The 21970-nt window shown below is 71.5% G+C and carries 17 protein-coding genes and 1 tRNA gene; 2 read left to right on the top strand and 16 right to left on the bottom strand.

All coding sequences use genetic code 11. The features are described 5' to 3' along the window. Window positions 1-905, top strand: a 905-nt coding sequence (locus PINTE_RS01585) for an NUDIX hydrolase (RefSeq protein ID WP_157087023.1), incomplete at its 5' end; no start/stop codon positions are given. Between the two features lie 294 nt (window positions 906-1199). On the opposite strand, the gene PINTE_RS01580 is transcribed toward PINTE_RS01585, so the two are convergent. From PINTE_RS01580 to PINTE_RS01520, 13 genes are all read right to left on the bottom strand, one after another. Next, the gene (locus PINTE_RS01580) at window positions 1200-1469 is read right to left on the bottom strand and encodes a DUF6349 family protein (protein ID WP_068425261.1); all 270 of its coding nucleotides are present in this window, start codon (window positions 1467-1469) and stop codon (window positions 1200-1202) included. A 207-nt stretch (window positions 1470-1676) separates the two neighbouring features. Next, entirely contained in the window at window positions 1677-2456 is a 780-nt protein-coding gene (gene pstB / locus PINTE_RS01575) for a phosphate ABC transporter ATP-binding protein PstB (protein WP_068425254.1), read from the bottom strand. Between the two features lie 33 nt (window positions 2457-2489). After that, window positions 2490-3599 carry a phosphate ABC transporter permease PstA gene (gene pstA, locus PINTE_RS01570; protein ID WP_217996461.1) on the bottom strand — a complete coding sequence of 370 codons (1110 nt, stop codon included), beginning with the start codon at window positions 3597-3599 and terminating at the stop codon, window positions 2490-2492. Window positions 3600-3651: 52 nt separating this feature from the next. Then, window positions 3652-4590: a phosphate ABC transporter permease subunit PstC gene (gene pstC, locus PINTE_RS01565; protein ID WP_068425244.1), complete on the bottom strand. Its 939-nt coding sequence runs from the start codon at window positions 4588-4590 to the stop codon at window positions 3652-3654. A gap of 126 nt (window positions 4591-4716) precedes the next feature. Further along, window positions 4717-5826, bottom strand: coding sequence for a phosphate ABC transporter substrate-binding protein PstS (gene pstS, locus PINTE_RS01560; protein WP_068425241.1), 1110 nt, complete (start codon window positions 5824-5826; stop codon window positions 4717-4719). A gap of 302 nt (window positions 5827-6128) precedes the next feature. After that, window positions 6129-6782, bottom strand: a complete 654-nt coding sequence (locus PINTE_RS01555) for a hypothetical protein (protein WP_068425239.1) — start codon at window positions 6780-6782, stop codon at window positions 6129-6131. 72 nt (window positions 6783-6854) lie between these two features. Further along, window positions 6855-8684: a malto-oligosyltrehalose trehalohydrolase gene (treZ, locus tag PINTE_RS01550; RefSeq protein WP_217996460.1), complete on the bottom strand. Its 1830-nt coding sequence runs from the start codon at window positions 8682-8684 to the stop codon at window positions 6855-6857. Window positions 8685-8836: 152 nt separating this feature from the next. Next, the gene (treY, locus tag PINTE_RS01545) at window positions 8837-11491 is read right to left on the bottom strand and encodes a malto-oligosyltrehalose synthase (protein WP_068425236.1); all 2655 of its coding nucleotides are present in this window, start codon (window positions 11489-11491) and stop codon (window positions 8837-8839) included. Between the two features lie 379 nt (window positions 11492-11870). Further along, entirely contained in the window at window positions 11871-12425 is a 555-nt protein-coding gene (locus PINTE_RS01540; RefSeq protein ID WP_068425232.1) for a hypothetical protein, read from the bottom strand. Window positions 12426-12508: 83 nt separating this feature from the next. Next, window positions 12509-15109 carry a DEAD/DEAH box helicase gene (locus PINTE_RS01535; protein ID WP_068425230.1) on the bottom strand — a complete coding sequence of 867 codons (2601 nt, stop codon included), beginning with the start codon at window positions 15107-15109 and terminating at the stop codon, window positions 12509-12511. 400 nt (window positions 15110-15509) lie between these two features. Then, a complete protein-coding gene (ilvA, locus tag PINTE_RS01530; RefSeq protein ID WP_068425229.1) occupies window positions 15510-16787 on the bottom strand; it encodes a threonine ammonia-lyase IlvA in 1278 nt (425 codons plus the stop codon). A gap of 547 nt (window positions 16788-17334) precedes the next feature. Continuing rightward, window positions 17335-17733 carry a VOC family protein gene (locus PINTE_RS01525; protein WP_068425228.1) on the bottom strand — a complete coding sequence of 133 codons (399 nt, stop codon included), beginning with the start codon at window positions 17731-17733 and terminating at the stop codon, window positions 17335-17337. Further along, window positions 17730-18014, bottom strand: coding sequence for an ArsR/SmtB family transcription factor (locus PINTE_RS01520; protein WP_068425225.1), 285 nt, complete (start codon window positions 18012-18014; stop codon window positions 17730-17732). Before PINTE_RS01520 ends, PINTE_RS01525 begins: the two co-directional genes overlap by 4 nt. A gap of 337 nt (window positions 18015-18351) precedes the next feature. On the opposite strand from PINTE_RS01520, the gene PINTE_RS01515 reads away from it, so the two are divergent. Then, a tRNA-Lys gene (locus tag PINTE_RS01515) sits at window positions 18352-18424 on the top strand. Between the two features lie 451 nt (window positions 18425-18875). On the opposite strand, the gene PINTE_RS01510 is transcribed toward PINTE_RS01515, so the two are convergent. The 3 genes from PINTE_RS01510 to PINTE_RS01500 all read right to left on the bottom strand — a co-directional run bounded on the left by PINTE_RS01510 (window position 18876) and on the right by PINTE_RS01500 (window position 21873). Continuing rightward, window positions 18876-19583: a histidine phosphatase family protein gene (locus PINTE_RS01510; RefSeq protein ID WP_068425222.1), complete on the bottom strand. Its 708-nt coding sequence runs from the start codon at window positions 19581-19583 to the stop codon at window positions 18876-18878. A 180-nt stretch (window positions 19584-19763) separates the two neighbouring features. Further along, window positions 19764-20471 (bottom strand): potassium channel family protein, encoded by a 708-nt coding sequence (locus tag PINTE_RS01505; protein ID WP_068425220.1) that lies wholly within the window; start codon window positions 20469-20471, stop codon window positions 19764-19766. A gap of 97 nt (window positions 20472-20568) precedes the next feature. After that, window positions 20569-21873 (bottom strand): TrkH family potassium uptake protein, encoded by a 1305-nt coding sequence (locus PINTE_RS01500; RefSeq protein ID WP_306304835.1) that lies wholly within the window; start codon window positions 21871-21873, stop codon window positions 20569-20571. Window positions 21874-21970: the final 97 nt, after the last annotated feature.

The raw sequence follows: 21970 nt of genomic DNA, 5'->3' as shown, positions 1-21970 counted from the left end.
TGGCGGCGGCGGGCGCCCTGCCGTGGCGCACCCGCGACGGGCGCCTGCAGGTGGCGCTCATCCACCGCCCCACCTACGACGACTGGTCCTGGCCCAAGGGCAAACTCGACCCGGGCGAGGAGTGGCAGGTGGCGGCGGTCCGCGAGGTCTGGGAGGAGACGGGTCTGCGGGTGCGCCTGGGCATTCCCCTGCCCGACTCCGAGTACAAGGTCGCGGGCGCCTCGCACCGCAAGCACGTGCGCTACTGGGCGGCGGAGATCACCGGCGGCTCGGGCAAACTGCAGCACGAGGTCGACGCCGTGGCCTGGCTGACCCCGGAGGCGGCCCGCAAGCGGCTCAGCTACGACCGCGACCGCGAGCAGCTGGACGCCCTCGTCAAGGCCCACCGCAACAAGGCCCTCGATGTGCGCCCGTTCGCGGTCGTGCGGCACGGCAAGGCGCTGCCGCGCCGCAAGTGGGACAAGGACGACTGGTTGCGTCCGCTGGAGCCGCGCGGGTACCGGGAGGCGTTCGGGCTCGTCGACGTGTTGCGCGCCTACGGCATCGCGCGGCTGCTCAGCTCATCGGCGACGCGCTGCGCCGACACCCTGCGCCCGTACGCCAAGGCCGCCAAGCTGCCGCTGGACACCACGTACGCGCTCTCGGAGGAGGGCTTCGAGAAGCGGCCCAAGAAGGCCGTCGCTGCGATGCGCAAGCACATGGCCGGGTCTCGTCCGGGGGCGATCTGTTCGCACGGGCCGGTGCTGCCCGACCTGCTGTCCGCGCTCGCCGGCGACGCCCGCAAACCGGGCCGGGCGGTGCTCAAGGACGCGGCGAAGAACAACCTGGAGAAGGGTGAGGTGCTCATCGCGCAGCTGGATCGTCGCGGGCACATCGTCGCCGTCGAGCGCATCCCGCCCGACTGAGGGCGGCCGTTCGTGACCGCGGCCCGGGGCAACGGCGCCGGCCCGCGCGAGCGATCCCGCAACCCAGGCGAAAAAACCTGGCTGCGCGGGAACATCCGCCCGGCGGCGCGAGTTGTGCCTACCGTGCGCCGGGCCGCGGTAGCCCCGGGTCCCAACTAGAGCCGCCTGGAGCGGCCACGCGCCGTGAGGCGCTCCCGGTCTTGGTGCACGCGAAGGCCCCCGCGAGCGATCGCGGGGGCCTTCGTGCGTGCGGGCGCCGGGTCAGGCCGCGCCCGACCCGGCCCGGTCGTCGGGTCAGCGCTTCGCGCACTCCTTGGCGTGGTCGAGGTAGTCGCGGCTGGCCTTCTCGCGGGCCCGCCGGCCGGGGCCCTGCCAGCCGCAGTCGGGGCAGGCCCCGTGCCGAAAGCTGCCGATCTCGACGTAGGTGAGCACCTCGACGTCGGCCTTCTTCGCCTTCTTCTTCTCGTCCTTGCCGGGCAGCTCGACCCGGGGCGTGCCCTCGAAGCGCTTGTTGAGGCGCTTGACCAGCTTCTTGTACTGCTTCTGCACGGGCGCGGCGGCCACGGACGACTCCCCCCTCCGGATGCGGAATGCCCGAAACACTCGGGAGGCAGAATCGTAAACTCTTGGTAAACCCCACGAGGCCGGTACCGGTCCAGCGAATCGGTCACACGCCGCGCGGGCGGCAGGCGACGACCGCCTGGGGGAGGTCATCACCCAGGCGGTCGTCGGCCGGGTCGGAGCCCGCGACGGCGGGACCGACAGGCTCGATCAGCCGAAGCGGCCGGAGATGTAGTCCTCGGTGGCCTTTTGGCTGGGGTTGTTGAAGATCTTCGTCGTGTCGTCGTACTCGACGAGCTTGCCGGGCTTGCCGGTGCCCTCGATGTTGAAGAAGCCCGTCTTGTCGCTGCAGCGCGCCGCCTGCTGCATGTTGTGCGTGACGATGACGATCGTGTAGTTCTCCTTGAGCTCGCTGATGAGGTCTTCGATCGCGAGCGTGGAGATCGGGTCGAGCGCCGAGCACGGCTCGTCCATGAGCACGACATCCGGCTTGACGGCGATCGTGCGGGCGATGCACAGACGCTGCTGCTGACCGCCGGAGAGGCCGGAGCCGGGCTTGTCGAGCCGGTCCTTGACCTCGTTCCACAGGTTCGCACCCTTGAGCGAGCCCTCGACGAGGTCGTCGGCATCGGACTTCTTCAGCCGCTTGTTGTTCAGCTTGACGCCGGCGAGCACGTTCTCGTAGATCGACATCGTCGGGAACGGGTTCGGCTTCTGGAACACCATGCCGATCTTGCGGCGCACCTGCACGGGGTCGACGCCCTTGCCGTACAGGTTCTGGCCGTCGACGACGACCGAGCCGGTGCAGTAGGCGCCCGGGATGACCTCGTGCATGCGGTTCAGCGAGCGCAGGAACGTCGACTTGCCGCAGCCGGAGGGGCCGATGAGCGCCGTCACCGACCGGGGCTCGATGACCATGGTGGCCTTTTCGACGGCGAGGAACTTGCTGTAGTAGATGTCGAGGTCGGTGACGTCGATGGTCTTGGACACGTTCGCGAGCCTTCCTTACGTGGCGTCGTCGGCTCAGCGGCCGGTCTTCGGGGCGAAGAACTTGGAGATGAGGCGCGCGATGATGTTCAGCGCCATGACGATGATGATGAGCACGAGCAGGCCGGTCCAGGCCCGGTCGATGAACGGCTGCGGCGGCACCCCCGGCGTGGCGTACGAGTAGTACGAGAACACCGGCAGCGTGGCCATGCGGCCCGAGAACGGGTTGAGGTTGGCGCCGGTGGTGATACCGACGGTCACCAGCAGCGGGGCGGTTTCACCGATGATGCGGGCGATGGCCAGCGTCACACCCGTGGCGATGCCGGCGATCGCGGTCGGCAGCACGACCTTGGCGATCGTCAGCCACTTCGGCACGCCGAGCGCGTACGAGGCCTCGCGCAGCTCGTTGGGAACCAGGCGCAGCATCTCCTCGGTGCTGCGCACGACGGTCGGGATCATCAGCACGACGAGGGCCGTCGCGCCGATGATGCCGGCCCGGGCGCCCGGGCCGAAGATGAGCACGAACAGCGAGTAGGCGAACAGACCGGCGACGATCGAGGGGATGCCGGTCATGACGTCGACGAAGAACGTCAGGGCCCGCGACAGGCGGTTCTTGTTGCCGTACTCGACGAGGTAGATCGCCGCGAAGATGCCGATCGGCACGGCAATGAGGGTCGCGATCACCGTGATGATCAGCGTGCCCATGATCGCGTGGTAGGCGCCGCCGCCCTCGCCGACGACGCCGCGCATCGAGTACGTGAAGAAGTCCACGTCGAAGCGCTTGATGCCGAGCTCGATGACGCTGAGCGCCACCGAGACGAGCGGCACCATCGCGAGCGCGAAGAAGGTCGCGACGATCGCCGTGACGAGCCGGTCGACCGCCGGCCGGGGGCCCTCGACGAACCGCGAGATGACGAAGATCGCCACGCTGTAGATCACCGCGGTGAGCACGATGATCGCGACGAGGTGGAAGCCGAGTCCGGCACCGAGCACGATGCCCGCCCCGAGGAGCAGGCTCACGCCGGCGATCGCGAGGATGTGCTTGCCGGAGATCACCGGGTTGAGGAATGAGGCGCCGTCGCCGTCACCGCCGTTGTCGCGCGGCGGCTTGACGGGTCCACGCGGGGTGCCCTCGTCGGTGGACATGTAGTAATCCTTGCTGGAATCGGGGCGGGGGCGAGTTGTCGTGGTGGCCATGTCAGTTCGCTCCGGAGAATTCGGCGCGGCGGGAGACGATCCAGCGCGCGAGCATGTTGACGGCCAGCGTCAGGGCGAACAGCACGAGACCGGAGGCGACGAGGGTGTTGACGTCGAGGCCGCTGGACTCGGGGAACTGCAGCGCGATGTCGCCGGCGATCGTGCCGGGGTTGGAAGAGCTGATGATCTCCCAGGTGTAGCGCGCGGTGGGCGACAGGATGATGGCGACCGCCATCGTCTCGCCGAGCGCCCGGCCGAGTCCGAGCATCATGCCGGAGATGATGCCGGAGCGACCGAACGGGATGACGGCCTGCTGGATCATCTCCCAGCGCGTAGCGCCGAGCGCCAGGGAGGCCTCCTCATGCAGCCGCGGGGTCTGCAGGAAGACCTCGCGGTTCACGGCCGTCATGATCGGCAGGATCATGACGGCGAGCACGATGCCCACGACGAGGATCGTGCGGCCGGTCGTGCTCGGCTGCCCACCGAAGAGCGGGATCCATCCGAAGTAGGTGTTGAGCCACTGCATGACGGGGACGGTGGCCGGGGCCAGTACGGTGATGCCCCACAGGCCGAAGACGAGGCTGGGCACCGCGGCGAGCAGGTCGACGAGGTAGCCCAGCGCCTGCGCCAGGCGCCGCGGGGCGTAGTGGCTGATGAACAGCGCGATCCCGATGGACAGCGGGGTCGCGATGATCAGCGCGATCGCCGCCGAGAGCACCGTGCCGTAGAGCAGCGGGCCGATGTAGTGCACCAGGCCCTGACCGCCACGCACCTGCGAGGGGTCGGCGACGATCGCGGGCCAGGCCTGCCACAGCAGGAAGGCCGCGACACCGGCGAGGATGGCGAGGATGACGACGCCGGAGCCGGTGGACAGCCCCTTGAAGATGCTGTCGCCGGGGCGTCTGACCGGCTTCGGGCGGACCTGCGCTTCAGTTGCCACGGCAAGCTCTTTCGACGTATTCGTTCACGGGAATCACGAGAATCACGGGAGTACCGCCAGGTCGAGCCGATGACCCGCCTGGGTGTCCGACGCGTGTCGGACGGGCGGGTCATCAGCTCGCGCGGGTCACTGGATGGCGTTGATGCCCTTCATGGCGGCCTCGCGGGTGGCGTCCGAGATCGGCGCGGAGCCCGCGGCCTGCGCGGCGGCCTGCTGGCCCTCCTGGCTGACCACGTAGGTCAGCCACGCCTTGACGAGCTTGGCCTGGTCGGCGTTGGCGTATTTCGTGCAGGCCATGTCGTACGAGACGAGCACGATCGGGTAGGTGCCGGCCTGCGTGGTGTCGCGCTTGAGCTCGATCGCGTTGCTGTACTGCGGGCGGTTCGGCACCTTGTCCGACTCGTCGACGATCTTCGCCGCGGCCTCCGGGGTGTAGGCGACGAAGTCGTTGCCTACCTTGATCTTCGCGCGGTTCAGCTGGCCGATCTGGCTGGCGTCGGCGTAGCCGATCGTGCCGCTGCCCGCGTTGATGGCCTGCACGACGCCGCTGGTGCCCTTGGCCGCCTCGCCGCCCTGGATCGGCCAGGTGCCGCTCGGCTTCTGCGTCCAGACCTTCGGCGCGGCCTTGTTGAGGTAGTCCGTGAAGTTCTCGGTGGTGCCCGACTCGTCGGAGCGGTGCACGGGGGTGATGGCCGTGGACGGCAGGTTGACGCCCTGGTTCTCGGCGGCGATCTTCGGGTCGTTCCACGTCTTGATGGAGCCGTTGAAGATGCCGGCGATGACGTCGGCGGAGAGGTTCAGCTCGTTGACGCCGTCGAGCTTGTACGCGATCGCGATCGGGGAGATGTAGACCGGGAACTCGACGACCTCGCCGCCCTGGCAGGCCGAGGAGACCTTGGCCAGCTCCTGGTCGTCCAGGTAGGCGTCGGAGCCGGCGAACTGCACACCGCCGGCGAGGAACTGGGTGCGCCCACCGCCGGAGCCGACCGGGTCGTAGTTGACGGTGGCGTCGGCGTTGGCACCCTCGAAGCCGGCCTTCCACGCCTCGACGGCGGCAGCCTGCGAGCTCGCGCCCGCGCCCGCGATGGAACCGGAGACGCCCGCTGCGGCCGCCTGATTGGTGCTCTCGGCGTTCGACCCGCCGCCGCCCTCGTTGGCGGCGCCGCACGCGGCGAGCGCCAGGGTGACTGCCACGGCGGCGGTGGCGGTCGTGCCACGCAGAACGGTCTGCTTCACGGTTGTGCCTCTCTCGTTTCCGGCTGAGCCGGCGCACCAGAATCAGGGGTGCCCCCGGCCGGTCACAAGGAACGATGGTGGGTACGGGTGAAGCGTTGTTACTGGCAAGATGAACGCCAGGTGAATGCGATTTGGACATTCGCTCAGTTCGGAGCGGGCCGCGCCCTCTCCACGACCGACCGCCGCGCTGGTCGGCACGTGTCAGGCCGCCCGCGGTCAGGCCCGCCCGCGCCGGCTCCCGGAGCCGGTCCGGTCGCGTAATCGGCACCGCGCCAGGCGAACCCGCGCACCACCCGATCGGTTCAGACGAGGTCGCCGGCGCGCCAGGCGCGAGCGCCCGCCTCGAGATCCTCCGCGGTCGTCAGCATGGCCGCGGCCCGGCGCAGCTGCGGCGGCCAGTCTCCGGCGTCCGCCTCGATCTCCTCGATGGCGACGTCCTCGCGGGCGCCGCGACCGGCGGCCACGACCCGGCAGAAGGCCCCGGCCCGGTGCAGGGCGACGCCGAGGTCGCCGTCGAAGACGCCGCGCAGGATCTCGTCGGCGAGGTCGCGCAGCTCCTGCGGCCCCGGCGGCGTCGCGGCCCCGGCGACGACACCCGCCACGTCGGCGAACCGCAGACCCTCGGCGTAGTCGGCGCTCGCGCCCGCGGGGTCGCGGCGCACCCACTCGCGCAGCACGTACAGGCGCCACAGCAGCCCGGGCAGGCTGCGCGCCGGGCGCTGGGCCCACAACTCGGCGAGCGTCGACAGGCCGATCTCGTCGACGATCTCGACGAGGCGGCGGGTGACGTCGGGGTCGTCGCTGGCCCGCCCCGCATGCACGAGGGCCGCCGCGCTTTCGTCGGCGACCCCGACGATGACCGCGGGGTCGAGACTCTCGGAGGCGAAGACGTCCATCATGCCGGGGGTGAGCCGGGCCGGCCGGCGCGGGCGCCCGGCTCCGCCGGGGATGCTCATGTCGGTCTCCTGCTCGCTCGTCGGTGGTCGGTGCCCCTTCGGCGTCTGCGCTGGTCGGTGGGCGCTCGAGGGTCAGGCGGGGTGGGCCGGGCCGATGATCGCGACGCTGCGGGCGGGCAGCCGCACGGTGCCGTCGACGTTGGCGACCGTGGGGTCGAGCGCGAGGAGCACGACGCCCTCGGGCCCGTCGTCGAGTCCGATCGGCAGCTCGACCTCGCTCTCGGAGAGGTTGACCGCCACGCGGTGCCGGCCGCGCACGACGACGAACGCCCGGTCGTTGCCGCCGGGCTCGACGCGCACCGCCGACAGGTCGCCGTCGCGCAGGTCGGGGCGCGCCCGGCGCAGCGTGAGCAGCGCGCGGTACCAGTCGAGCACGAGCTCGTGCTCCCCCTCGCGGCGCTCGGCCCAGCGCAGCACGCTCGCGTCGCGGGTGGCCGGATCCTGCGGGTCGGGCACTTCGTCGGGCGCCCAGCCGTGCGAGCCGAATTCGTCGCGGCGGCCCTGGCTGACGAGCTTGCCGAGCTCGTCGTTGTGGTCGGTGAAGTACTGCCACGGCGTGCTCGCGGCCCACTCCTCCCCCATGAACAGCATCGGGGTGTACGGGCTGGTCAGCAGCAGCGCGGCGCCGCAGCGCAGCAGCCGCTCGTCGACGATCGCGCTGAGCCGGTCGCCGGTGGCGCGGTTGCCGACCTGGTCGTGGGTCTGCAGCGAGACGACGAACGCGGAGCCGTCGACGAGGTCGGGGTCGACCGACCGGCCGTGCACCCGGCGGCGGAACGTCGAGTACGTGCCGGCGTGCAGGAACGGGGTCGTCAGCAGCCGCGGCAGCACCCCGGGCGCCGCGAAGTCGTCGTAGTAGCCCTGCCGCTCGCCGGTGAGCGCCACGTGCAGCGCGTGGTGCACGTCGTCGGCCCACTGCCCGTCGATGCCCAGGCCGCCGCGCTCGCGGGAGGTGACGGTGCGGATGTCGTTGCGGTCGGACTCCGCGACGAGCACCATCGCCCGCCCGGACGTCTCCTCCAGCTCGTCGACCGCGGCGGCGAGCTCCTCGAGGATCGGCAGCGCGCGCTCGTCGTGCAGCTCGTGCACGGCGTCGAGGCGCAGCCCGTCGACGTGGAAGTCGCGCAGCCAGTGCAGGGCGTTCTCGATGATGAAGTCGCGCACCGGGTCGCTGTCGGGCCCGTCGAGGTTGAGGCCCACGCCCCACGGCGTCTCGTGGCGGCTCGTGAAGTAGGGGCCGAAGAGGCCCAGGTAATTGCCGTCGGGGCCGAGGTGGTTGTAGACGGCGTCGACGAACACCGCCAGCCCGCGGGCGTGCGCCGCGTCGACGAACTCCTGCAGCGCGCGCGGGCCGCCGTAGGGTTCGTGCACCGCCCACAGCCCGGCTCCGTCGTAGCCCCAGCCGACCTGTCCCGGAAAGCTGTTCAGCGGCATGAGCTCGACGACGTCGATGCCGAGCTCGACGAGTTCGTCGAGGCGCTCCGCGGCCGCCGCGAGCGTGCCCTCGGGGGTGAACGTGCCGACGTGCAGCTCGTAGATCGTCGTGCCGGGCAGCTCGACGCCCTCCCAGTCGTGGTCGGTCCACGCGAAGTCGTCCAGGTCGACGACCTGGGCCGGCTCGTGCGGACCCTCCGGCAGGCGCAGCGCCCGCGGGTCGGGCACGACCGGGCCGCCGTCGACGCTGAACCCGTAGCGGGCCCCCACGGGCGCCGGCGTCGAGCTGACCCACCAGCCGTGCTCGCCGCGCTCCATCGGCGCGGTGCGTCCGTCGAGCCACAACTCGACGGAGTCGGCGGCGTTCGGCGCCCAGACCGCGGGCGTCGTCGCCCCGTCGCGGACCAGGCCCGTGGTGCGGGCGACGGACCGGGCTCCGGTGCGGACGGGGAGGTGTGCTGTGCTCACGTGGATCGCCTTCGCATGCGAGGTGGTCGGGGCGGGAGGGTGTGTCGTGCACGCACGATCGTGTCACGGGGCGGCTGTGCCGACGCGCCCCGGGGCGCGGGACGCAGGGTGGGCGCGGCTCGGCGCGGGGCTGGGCGGGCGGCGCGGCCGGGTCACTCGCGCTGCAGCACCGCGACGGGGTAGCGCGCGAACACCTGCGCGCACTCGACGGTGCCTTCGACGACGCCGCCGCCGAGCACGTCGCGCCACCGGCCCTCGGGCAGGGAGACGGTCTGCCCGGCCCAGCCGCCCTCCGCGGCCAGCCGCGACGGCGCGAGGGTGACGAGGGTCGCCACCGCCGCCTCCCGCCCGAAGACCCCGGCGAGGAGCCCGGAGCTGGCGGTGCGCACGAACCCGAGCACGTGGTCGGCGGCCTCCGGCGAGGTCTCCAGCGGCTCGTAGGCGCCCTCGAACACGTCGGGCAGTTCGCGGCGCAGCCGCAGCACGCGAGAGGTCAGCCACAGCTTCTCGGCGTCGAGGTCGCCGACGGGCCCCTCGGCCGCCTCGTCAGCGGCGTTCGGGAACGAGCCGAGCAGGCGGGTGCGCTTCTCGTAGTCGACCGGGCGGCGGTTGTCGGGGTCGACGAGGGAGAGGTCGACGATCTCACAGCCCTGGTAGGTGTCGGGCACGCCGGGCAGGGTGAGCGCCAGGGCCTTCGCTGCGAGCACCGTCGCGCGCACCGCCTCGGTGTTCGCGGCCAGCGCGTCCGCCAGCGCGGCGCGCACCGGGCCGCCGTCGCGCATCGTGTGCGCGAGGTCGAGCACGCGCTGCTCGTAGTCGGGGTCGCCGTCGACCCAGGCGGTGCGCTGCTTGCCCTCGCGCAGCGCCTTGACGAGGTACTCGTCGAGGCGCTCGCTGGGGATGGCACCGACTCCGAGGATCGTCTGCCACACGAGGTGGGCGGTCGGGCCGTCGACGTCGGCGGCGGCCGCGGCCTCCCGGGCGGCGTCGGAACACCGCTGCCAGGAGACGGGGTCGCCGGCCACCGCGAGGATGCGCGCCCGCACGTCCTCGCTGCGCTTGGTGTCGTGCGTCGACAGGGTGGTCATGCCCTGCGGCCAGTCGGCCTGCTGCCGGGCGGCCCAGCCGTGCAGCAGCGCCGAGCCGCTGCCCTCGCCGGTCTGCGGCCGGTCGAGGTCGGCCGGATCGCCGCCCACCTCGTTGAGCGCGATGAGCCGGTGCCAGCGGTAGAACGTCGTGTCCTCGATGCCCTTGGCCATCACCGGACCCCACGTCTGCTGCAGGCGCACGGAGAAGTCGAGCGTCGAGGGGTCGTCGTGGTGGGCCACGGTCAGCGGCACGAGCGCCTGCAGCTCCTCGCCGAGGTCGGGGCGCTCGTGCAGGGCCCGGGTGAATGCCTCGGTGAGCCGCTCGCGGGCCTTGGCCGACAGGCCCTCGTCGGCGCGCACGTAGGCGCGGTACACCTCGCCGGCGACGAGCAGTTCGACGACCGCCGAACGCAGCCGCTCCGGCTCCAGGCCGGGGTTGGCCTCGCGGGCGCGGCGGGTCAGCCGCTCCACCTCGGGCACGAGCGACTGGCGCACGACCTGCCGCTTGGCCTCCTCGACCGCCGAGACCAGGTTCGGCTCTCCCCCGGCCGCGACCCACGCGGCGGTGACGGCCGGTTCGGCGGCGGTGTCGACGAGCGCGGCCTGCACGACCCGCATCGCGTCGTAGCCGGTGGTGCCGGCGCTGGGCCAGTCGGTGGGCAGCTCCTCGTCGCCCTCGAGGATCTTCTCGACCCACACGAGCGTGCCCTTGCGGGTCGTCTTGTGCAGCATCTCCAGGTAGCCGCCGGGGTCGGCCAGGCCGTCCGGGTGGTCGATGCGGAAGCCGTCGATGAGGCCGTCGGCGTTGAGCTCGAGCAGCAGCGCGTGGGTGGCCTGGAAGACGTCGTCGAGCTCGACGCGCACGGCGATGAGGCCGTCGACCTCGAAGAACCGCCGGTAGTTCAGCACGTCGTCCTTCTCGCGCCAGCTCGCAAGGCGGTAGTGCTGCCGGTCGAGCACCGAGCGCACCTTCGTCGCGTCCTTCTCGCCGGGGCGCACGTCGCCCTCGGTGCCCAGCGCGATCGGGTACACGTGCTCGTAGTAGCGGATGACCGGCACCATCGCCGGCGCCCCCGCCTCTGCTGCGGCCGCGCCGGTCGCGCTCTCGGAGACCGTCTCGAGCCCGGCGGCCCGCTCGGCCCGCTCCCGCGCGCGGTCGGTGACGCGTTCGAGGGCCCCGCTCAGGCCGGAGGCCTGCACGCGGCTGTGCCGGTGGCCGAGGTCGCGGCCCGCGGCGTGGGTGGCGACCGGGTCGGGGATCTCGTCGATGACGAGCTCGCCCGCCTCCAGCACGGTCTGCAGGTCGTCGCCGAGCACCGGCAGGCCGATGCGGCCGCCGCCGGCCTTCCAGTCGATGTCGAACCAGTGCGCGGTCGTCGCGTCGCGCCCGTCGCGCAGCACCTGCCACAGCGGCAGGTTGGCCGACTCCGGCGCCACGAACGCCATGTGGTTGGGCACGACGTCGACGATGACGCCGAGGTCGTGCTCGGCCGCCGTCTGGGCGAGCAGCTCGAACTCCTCGCGGCCGCCGAGTTCGCCGCTGATGCGGGTGTGGTCGACGACGTCGTAGCCGTGCATCGAGCCGGCGACCGCCTGCAGGATCGGCGAGAGGTACAGGTGCGAGACCCCGAGTCGCGCGAGGTAGGGGACGACCTGCCGGGCGTCGGCGAATCCGAAACCGCTGTGCAACTGGAGCCGGTAGGTCGAGGTGACGGACATGCGCGAGGAACTCCTGCCGAGAGCGGGTGTGCGGGCGCGCGCTCCCGTCACGCCCGGGGGCGGGCGCCGGTCGGCGTGCCATCGGGTCGCGGCGACGAGGGCGACGACTGAGAGCCCACGCTACCCACCCGCCGCAGCCCCCTGCGAACGCACGCACCAACGACCCTGCGAACGCACGCACCAACGACCCTGAGAACTGCGTGTCGTGATCAGGACTGCGGTCCGTGCCGCAGTTCCGACACTGACGCGCAGTTCTCAGGGTCGTTCCGGGGCGCTGTCGTTCGGCGTCGGCGACGTGAGCGGGCGACCTCACGCAGACTGGCCTCGCGCTCGGCGCGCGGTCGGCGCGCGGCCTCGCTCGGGGCGCCGCTCGCAGGCGTCAGCCGGCGCGCAGCGACAGGTGCTGGCCGACGCCGAGCGAGGTCGCGGCGAGGTCGAAGGCCAGCTCCACCTCGTGCCGGGCGGGGTCGACGTCGAGCGGGCGCCGCACACCGGTGCGCCGGAAGCCGTGGTCCTCGAACCGCGCGACGAGGTCGGCCCGGTCCTCGGCGATGCCGACGACGAGGGCGTCGGCCGCGAACAGCCCCGCCCACTGGGCCGCGCGATCGAGCAGCAGCGCCTCGGTCTCCACCCCACCGGACAACGCGTGCAGGTGGGTGAGGAAGGCGCTGCGGTCGAGCGCGAGGTCATCGAAATAGCCGCTGACGAAACCCAGCCATTTGTCGTGGGAATCCACGAGCGCCTGGGCGAAACAGTCGATGTCGGTGAGTGCCCGGACGCGCTCACGCCAGGCCGACTCCGAGAGAGCGGTGGCCTCTTCGAGAGCCTCCACATCGTCTCCCGGCCCCGCGAGGATCATGTCCAGCCAGGCGCCGCGCAATTGGCGCCAGTCACCCTCGGACACCTCGACGAAACGAAATTCATTGTGCTCCACGCAAATACGGTAAATGAGCAGGGTCGGGAAAGCTACTGGCGACGCGGTGGAATTCGCGGTCTTGTCGCGCGCGTCACACCGGCTCAGCCGGTGGCCCGGTCGAGGTCGGTGACGACGAGCACGAGCTCGCCGAGCTCGTCGGTGGCGTCGAGGTCGACCTGGGCGAACAGCCTCCAGTCGCGGTCGGAGTCGGGGTCGTCGAGGATCTGCTCGACGAGCCAGCGACGTTCGGCGGGCTCGCGTTCGATGCGCAGCAGCCCGGGGCCGCGGGCGTCGGGGCCCGTGCCGATGACGTCGTGCAGGTCACCGGGCTGCTCGGGGTCGACCTGCACGCCGTAGTCCCGGGCGTACTCGGCGAGGGCGTCGGCCCAGTCGCGGGCGTTCATGACCTCGGCGTCGAGGCCGGCCGCGCGCACCAGCTCGTCGTCGAGGGCGGCGAGCTCGTCGACGCGGCCGCGTGCGGCCAACTCGACCCGCCGCCACATCGCGGTGCGCACGAGCACCCGCAGCGCCCGTTCGTTGGCGCTCAGCGGTCGCGGCGCGCTCTCGGTGGGGCGCACGGGCTCGTCGACGGGCCGGTCGGGGTCGGTGAGGGCCTCCCACTCGTCGAGCAGCGAGGAGTCGGTCTGGCGCACGAGCTCGCCGAGCCACTCCTGCACGTCGATCAGCTGCTCGGTCTTGGCGGCCTCCGGCACCGTCGAGCGCAGCGCGCGGTAGGCGTCCGACAGGTACCGCAGCACGATGCCCTCGGCCCGTGTGAGCTGGTAGAACGCGATGAACTCACCGAACGTCATCGCGCGTTCGTACAGGTCACGCACCACCGACTTGGGCGACAGCTCGTCGTCGCGCAGCCACGGGTGGGAGTGGCGGTAGGTCTCGAACGCGTCGTCGAGCAGCTCGGCGAGCGGCCGCGGCCAGGTGACGTCCTCGAGCAGCTCCATGCGCTCCTCGAACTCGACGCCGTCGGCCTTGAGCTGCGCGACCGCCTCCCCGCGGGCGTGGAACTGCTGAGCGAGCAGCACCGGCCGGGGGTCGTCGAGGGTGGCCTCGATGACGGAGACGACGTCGAGGGCGTAGTCCGGGGAGTCGGGGTCGAGCAGGTCGATGACCGCGAGGGCGAACGTCGACAGCGGCTGGTTGAGGGCGAAGCCGCGCTGCAGGTCGGCGACGACGGCGAGCGTGCGGCCGGTCGCGTCGGGCTCCGGGAGCCGCTCGACGACGCCGGCGGTCAGCAGGCTGCGCAGGATCTCGATGGCGCGTCGTTGCAGGTGAGCCTGGCGGCGCGGGTCCTCGTGGTTGTCGGTCAGGAGCCGGCGCATCGCGGCGACCGGGTCGCCCTCGCGTTCGATGACGTTGAGCACGAGCGAGTAACTGACCCGCAGCCGCGGCACGAGCCGTTCGGGGTCAGCGGCCAGGAGCCGCTCGAAGGTGTCCTCGCCCCAGCTGACGAACCCCTCCGGCGGCTTCTTGCGCTGCACCTTGCGGCGCTTCTTGGGGTCGTCGCCGGCCTTGAGCAGCGCCCGGTGGTTCTCGATGACGTGGTCGGGGGCCTGCACGACGACGCTGCCGGCGACGTCGAACCCGGCGCGGCCCGCGCGCCCGGCGATCTGGTGGAACTCGCGGACCTTCAGCAGCCGCTGGCGCGAGCCGTCGAACTTGGTGAGCCCGGTGAACAGCACGGTGCGGATCGGCACGTTGATGCCGACGCCGAGGGTGTCGGTGCCGCAGATGACCTTGAGCAGCCCGGCCTGCGCGAGGGTCTCCACGAGCCGCCGGTACTTCGGCAACAGCCCCGCGTGATGCACCCCGATCCCGTGCCTGACCAGGCGCGACAGGGTGGCGCCGAAGCCGCGACCGAAGCGGAACCCGCGGATGTACTCGGCGATCGCGTCGCGCTCCGCGCGGCTCGCGACGGTGATGCTCATCAACGCCTGGGCGCGCTCCAGGGCCGCGGCCTGGGTGAAGTGCACGACGTAGATCGGAGCCTGTTTCGCGGCGAGCAGGTCTTCGAGGGTCTCGTGCAGCGGCGTCATCGCGTAGTGGAAGCTCAGCGGCACCGGGCGCGGCGCGTCGGCCACGTGCACGGTCGGGCGGTCGGTGCGCCGGGTCAGGTCGTCGACGAAGCGGGTGACGTCGCCGAGGGTGGCGCTCATGAGCAGGAACTGCGCCTGCGGCAGCTCGAGCAGCGGCACCTGCCAGGCCCAGCCGCGGTCGGGCTCGCTGTAGAAGTGGAACTCGTCCATGACGACGGTGCTGACCTGCATCGTCTCGCCCTGGCGCAGGGCGAGGTTGGCGAGCACCTCGGCGGTGCAGCAGATGATCGGGGCGCCGGCGTTGACCGCGGCGTCGCCGGTGAGCATGCCGACCCGCTCGGCGCCGAAGACATCGCACAGCGCGAAGAACTTCTCCGAGACGAGGGCCTTGATCGGCGCGGTGTAGAACGTCGTGCCACCGCCCTCGCGGCCGAGGGCGAAGAAGTGGGCGGCGAGCGCGACGAGCGACTTGCCGGAGCCGGTGGGCGTGGCCAGCACGACGTTGGCGCCGGTCGCGAGCTCGAGGATCGCCTCCTCCTGGTGCGGATACAGGGTCAGCCCCTGGGCTCCGGCCCAGTCGACGAAGGCGCCGACCGCCTCGTCGGGGTCGGTCGGGGTGTGCTGCGGGAGGCGGGTCGCTGTCGTCGTCATGGCCCGTCCATCATCGTCGCGCTCGTGCCGCCGGCAAAGTCGCCCCGAACCGCAATTCCCCTCGCGGCGGGGGGATTCTCACCGATCGCTGCGGTGGCCGCGCCCTCGACTATCGACTCGGAGGCGTTTTCGTTCCATCTTGGCGACGTATTGTCGGAACGCTCGTCCAAGTCGGACGACCGATAACGTCGTGACATTGGGGAATGCATGAAAAGGGCTCTTCTTCGGTGGCGCGAACCCGTTCGGACCGATTCGAGGACGGGTCGCGGGTTCGGGAAAGTCTTGACGAATTCATTGTCTCGCCATGGCCTGGTCATGGCATTTCTGCCGGCACGCAGAAGCGCCCGCCCGGCCCCCTTCGGGCCGGGCGGGCGATGGTGTCGAGAGCTCGGGAGCCGGCTCAGACGAGGAAGCGGTAGGCCGGGCTGTCGGCGGGGATGCGCTCAACGACCATCGAGCTCTCCTCCATGCGCTCCAGCAGCCCCCCGAGGTCCTCCTTGCGGCCGAGCTCGATGCCGACGAGAGCGGGGCCGGTCTCGCGGTTGGAGCGCTTGACGTACTCGAACAGCGCGATGTCGTCGTCGGGGCCGAGCACGTCCTGCACGAACCGGCGCAGCGCGCCCGGCTCCTGGGGGAAGTTGACGAGGAAGTAGTGCTTGCGACCCTCGTTGATGAGCGAGCGCTCGACGATCTCGGCGTAGCGGGAGACGTCGTTGTTGCCGCCGGAGATGACGACGACGACGTCCTGGCCCGGCTCCACGTGCACCTGGTCGAGCAGGGCGGCCGACGACAGGGCGCCGGCGGGCTCGGCGATGATCCCGTCGACCTGGTAGAGGTCGAGCATCTCGGTGCAGATGCGGCCCTCGTCGACAGCGACGAGCTCGACGTCGGCGTCGCGCACGATGGGGTAGGTGACGTCGCCGGCCCGGCGTACGGCGGCGCCGTCGACGAACGTCTCGATGTCGTCGAGGTCCAGCGGCTGCCCGGCCTGGATCGCGGCGGCCATGCACGCGGCGCCCGCGGGCTCCGCTCCGACGATCCGGGTGTGCGGGTGCCGGGCGCGCATCCACGTCACGCAGCCCGAGAGCATGCCGCCCCCGCCGACGGGGATGACCAGCACGTCCGGCTCGTGGCCCAGCTGCTCGATGATCTCGACGGCCATCGTGCCCTGGCCCGCGATCGTGTCCGGGTGGTCGAAGGCCGGCACCTCGATCGCGCCGGTCTGCGCGGCGTCGGCGTGCGCGGCCGTGGCGGCGTCGTCGTACGCCTCTCCGCCGACGATGATCTCCACACACCCCGCCCCGAGCGCGGCGATCCGCTCACGCTTCTGACGCGGGGTGGTGCGCGGCACATAGACCCGCCCGGTCATGCCGAAGCTCGCGCACGCGTACGCGAAGCCCTGCGCGTGGTTGCCGGCACTGGCGCACACGACGCCGCGCTCCCGCTCCGCGCGGGTCAGCTGGGAGATGAGGTTGTAGGCCCCGCGCAGCTTGTAGGAGCGCACAGGCTGCAGGTCCTCGCGCTTCACCCAGACGTTCGCGCCGGTCGCCTTCGAGAGGCGGTCGCTGCGCTGCAGGGGCGACTCGCGGACCAGCTGGCGAAGCCGCACGAACGCGGCCTCGACGTCGTGCGCGGTGACGGAGGCCGACAGGCCGGTCTCCTCGGGCGTCGCGTGCATAGTGGTCACCGCTCGATGGTGCTCCCGACGCCCACCCACTGGACGGTTCGTCCATATCGCGAGCGTCTGCGAGTCAGTCTATGAGACATCAGTCTCGAATTTCGGACGGCTGGATGGCTGGCAGCCGCGGGCCTCCGCGGGATGCCGACGCGGAGGGGCTCGGCGCACTGCGAGGTCTCGGCGGGCTCTCGGCGAGGACTCGGCGAGGACTCGGCGAGGACTCGGCGAGGCCGCGCAGACACGCTTGCACGAGCGCCGCGGCTCCCCCTGGACTGCAGGGATTCGTGTGGAGTGACGTTTCGACGCGCATCGAGTGGTCAATTCCGTTTTCGCGCCTCATCGCAAGCCTGTGACCAGCAGTGTTGCGCCGCGCAACTAGAGTGACCACTCACGAGAGGTCACTGCAAGCATGTCTTGGCGTTTGCCGAGGCGTTTTCGAGGGCGGAGGCGCGCGATCGAGGCCGGAGCGCGCGGTCCGGCCGGAGCGTGGGTCGGGCCGGAGCGTGGGCGGGGGCGGAGCCTGTGGTCGAGGCGAAACGTGCGCCCCTCAGTCCTGCGCCGGCTTCTGCGCCAGGATTTGAACGAGGTTGCCGCAGGTGTCGTCGAAGACCGCCATGACGGCGGTGCCGATGTCGGTGGGAGGCTGTGTGAACGTGACGCCGAGCCCGTCGAGTCGCTCATACTCCGCCGCCACGTCGTCGACGGCGAACTGAACGGCCGGGATGCCGTCGCTCATCAGCGCGTCGCGGTAGGGCTTGACGGCCGGGTGCCCGGACGGCTCCAGCAGGAGCTCCGGCCCACCCGGCGCCTCCGGCGAGACGACGGTCAACCAGGCCGCGTCACCGAGCGGCACGTCATGGCGCGTCACGAACCCGAGAACGTCGGTGTAGAACGCCAGCGCGGCCCGCTGATCGTCGACGAACACGCTCGTCAGCTCGATTCTCATGATGAGTCCTCTCGGGTGATCGGCCATCGGCGCGCGATGGCGGCGAGCGGCTCCCTGTCGAAGTAGTGGAGCTTGGTGCGGCCGCGACGTTCGGTGGTCACCAGGCCGGCCTCCTCGAGCACGGCGAGGTGCTGCGAGATGGCCTGTCGGGAGGAGCCGATCCCGTGCTGCATCGCCAGCGCGGCGCAGATCTCGAACAGCGACTGGCCGTCCCGCACCGTCAGCTGATCGAGAATCAGCCGCCTGGTCTCGTCGTCGAGCGCTCGGAACACGTCGGCCACGGCAAGAAGGATAGGCAAGTCGCCACTTGCCTGTCAACGGCTCGTGGAGACCGATCCGACCGACCCCAACGCCGCACGCCCGAGCCCGAACCAGCCCGATCTGTCCCAGCCGAGTCCGACCGAGCCGGACCCCAGCCCAATCGAGCCCGAGCCAGCCCGAGCCGAACCAGCCCGAGCCCGAGCCCGAACCAGCCCGCCCCGGCCCAACCGAGCCCGACCCAGCCCGAGCCAGCCTGGACGAGGCCCCCCGCCGCCGCCGCCCGGGCGTCGCGGGTGCCGTCGGGCGACCGCTCGGGGCGATCGGGCATACTGCCAGGTGGGCTCGATCGGAGCCCTGGGGCCCTTAGCTCAGTTGGCAGAGCAGCGGACTTTTAATCCGAAGCGCGTCGGTTCGAGCCCGACAGGGCCCACCCAAGCCGTCCGGCGCCGCCGACCCGAGCCGAGACCACGCGAGCCCACGCGACCGGCAGGGCCCACGCGCGGCGGCACGAGAGGCCGCGCCCGCCGGCCCGGTCGGCCCGGTCAGCCCGGTCGGCCCGGTCGGCCCTTCACCCCGGTCGGCCCGACTCCTAGTGGCGCCACCCCAACCCACCAAACCGCACAGACTCCTGGGCAGTGACCTCTCGAGGCCCGCCGAGAGGTCACTTCTGTCTCCCAGCGATATCGCAAGCCCCTGACCTGCAGTGTTGCACGGCGCAACTACTGTGACCTCTCGCGAGCGGTCACTGCACACAGATGTAGGCAAAGACGGGCCTGCCGCAGGCGCACCCAGGCGGGACAACAGCTCAGCGGCGGCACTCCGCACGGCACTCAGGCGGGACACCGGCTCACCGCCGGTACCCCCGCGGGCACCCCCGACCGTCAGCGGGTGACGATGCCCGGCCGGTTCGGAGCCGGCTCGTAGGGGTCGTCGTCGGGCTCGCCGCCGGGGCCGGTGTGGCGCGTGTCGGTGAGCGTCGAGCCGCCGAGGGCGGTGTCGGTCCAGCTGGCTACGGTCCAGCCCTGGTCGCTGCCGCCTTCGAGCGCGACCATCGCGGTGTTCTCCAGCGGCCGGTCGGAGGCGAACGCGAGGTCGATGTTGTCGCCGCGCAGCGCCGACCACATGCGGATCACCGCGCCGTGGGCGAAGCAGACGACGGTGCCGCCGTCGCCGACCTCCTGTTCGGCCTCCGCGACGACCGCGTCGAACCGGTCCAGCACCTCGCGGCCGGTCTCGGCGCCGGGCATCCGCTCGTCGAGGTCGCCCTCCCACCCGAAGACCTGCCGCACGTAGCGCTCGATGCCGTCGCGATCGTTGCGCATCTCCAGGTCGCCGGCGGCGATCTCGCGCAGGCCGTCGCGCACGCGCACCTCGAGGCCGAGTTCGCGGGCCAGCGGCGCGGCGGTCTGCTGGGTGCGCACCAGGGTGGAGGCGTAGACGGCGCGGATGTCTTCGTCGGCGAGCGCCCCCGGGACCGCCGCCGCCTGCGCGCGACCGAACTCCGTGAGATCGGCCCCCGGGGCGGCGGTGTCCAGGTGGTGCCCGATGTTGCTGGAGGTCTGACCGTGACGCACGAGGAGCAACCGCATGTGTCCCATCATGACCCACCGCGGCGGTGGGGCCTGACCATCGCGGGGGTGCGGCCGGTGAACGCTGAGCGACGAGGCAGCGCGCGGCCGGTGTCGCGGAGTCGGGACGCCCCCGCCGCCGGGCAGCGGACGGGCTGGACGGGCGGGTCGGACCGGACGGGCCGGACGGGCCGGACGGGCTCACGTCTCGTACGTCTCCAGCGAGCCCTTCTCGTGCGGCAGCAGACTGAACTTCTCGATGGCCTTGACGGTGCCGGAGACGATGAGTTCGTCGCCCTGGTGCGGGATCGTCTCCAGGTCGGCGTACGTGTAGCGCCCCTCCGGCTCCTTGATGGCGACGACCGTCACGCGGTGCCGGGCCCGCAGATCGGACTTGCCCAGCGGCACGCCCCACAGCAGCGTCGGCGCCTTGATGCGTGCGAGCGCGTAGCCCTCGAACGACAGGTAGTCCTCCAGCGAGCCGACGATCTGGTGGGCGATCTTCTGCCCCATCGCCCGCTCGGGGTAGACGACGTGATCGGCGCCGACCCGCTCGAGGATCTTGCCGTGCTTGGCGGTGATCGCCTTGGCCCAGATCTCCTCGATGCCCGCCTCCGAGAGCGCCAGCACCGTGAGCACGCTGGCCTCGATGTCGGCCCCGATCGCGACGACGGCCCGGTCGAAGGAGGAGACCCCGAGCTGCCGCAGCGCCTCCTCGTCGGTGGTGTCGGCCTGCACGACGTGAGTCAGCTCGGCGGAGTAGCGCTGCACGAGCTCGGCGTTCTCGTCGATGGCCATGACGTCCTTGCCCATCTCCACGAGCGCCAACGCCACGGCCGACCCGAACCGGCCCAGGCCGATGACGAGGATCGACTCGGGCTCCTTGCGCGTGCCCCGCCTACCGATCATGCCGTGCCTCCTGCTGTGCTGCCCCGACGTGCCCCGACGATTCGAGCGCTGATGCTATGCCCGACAGCCCGGTCCGACCCAGGCGTCGGTCCCATGGTCACCCCACGATGGCCCGTTCCGTGGGATACCGGTACCGCCGCTCGCGTTGCCGCAGGGCGAGGGCCGAGGCCACTGTGATCGTGCCGACCCGGCCGATGAACATGAGCAGCATGAGCACGATCTGAGCCGGTGGCGCCAGGTGCGGGGTGATGCCGGTCGACAGCCCCACGGTCGCGAACGCCGACACCGCCTCGAAGGCCACGCGGTCCAGCGGCAGACCGGTGACCGCGACGAGCACGACGGTGCCGGCCATCACCGCCCCGACGGCGAGCAGCGCGACCGCAAGCGCCTGGCGCTGCGTGCTCGTGTCCACCCGGCGGCGGCCGACGAGCACGTCGCGGTCACCGCGCACCTCGGCCAGGATGACGAACCCGAGCAGCACGAACGTGGTCACCTTGATGCCGCCGGCGGTGCCGGCCGACCCGCCTCCGATGAACATGAGCACGATCGTGATGACGATCATCGCCGAGGTCATCTGGCCGTAGTCGACGGAGTTGAAGCCCGCCGTGCGGGCCACCGTGGAGGCGGTGGTGGCCGCCACCAGCTTCTCCCACACCGACAGCGGGCCGAACGTGCCGGGATTGGTCCACTCGAACCCGAGGTAGGCCACGGTGCCGCCGACCAGCAGCGCGGCCGTGCCGCCGACGGTGACCCGGGTGTGCACGCTCCACAGTCGAGGCCACCGCCAGGCGTGCAGCAGTTCCAGGAAGACGGGGTAGCCGATGCCGCCGGCGATGATGGCCAGGCTGATCGGCCAGCAGATCCAGGCGTCACCGACGAAACCCACGAGGTTGTCGGAGTACAAGGCGAAGCCGGCGTTGTTGAAGGCCGAGATCGAATGGAAGAGTCCGTGCCAGGCGGCGGCGCCGAGGTTGTCGTCGTAGGCCGCGCGGAACCGCGCCGTGAGCACGGCGGCGAACAGCAGTTCGGCCACGGCCACCGCGGCGATGATGCGACGCAGGATGTCTCGGACATCACCGCCGCTGACCGCGCTGGTCTCGGCCCGCACGAGGTCGAGCTGGCGCAGCCCCAGCCGCCCGCGCATCGCGAGGCTGAGCAGGGTCGCCAGCGTCATGATCCCCAGGCCGCCGATCTGAATGAGCAGCATGATGATGACCTGCCCCAGCGGCGTCCAGTAGGTCGCGGTATCGACCGTCGTCAGGCCCGTCACACACACCGCGGAGACCGTGGTGAAGGCGGCCGCCAGCACGTCGACTCGGCCCGGGGCGTGCGCGGCCGGTAGGCACAAGAGACCGGTGCCGACGGCGATCGCGCCGAGAAAGGCCAACGGCACCAATCGCACCGGGTGAGCGAGGTGGGCCGCGAGGAAATCGCCGAGATCGGCCGGTCGACGGCGCTCCCCAGGCGCCCTGCTCGCGGTCGCGAGCCGGTCTTCCGGC

Origin of the sequence: Piscicoccus intestinalis NBRC 104926, assembly GCF_001515525.1 — a bacterium.
Classification (GTDB): Bacteria; Actinomycetota; Actinomycetes; order Actinomycetales; family Dermatophilaceae; genus Kineosphaera; species Kineosphaera intestinalis.
The sequence above is the reverse complement of the archived record's forward strand: the minus strand, read 5'-3'. Positions and strand labels throughout refer to the sequence as shown.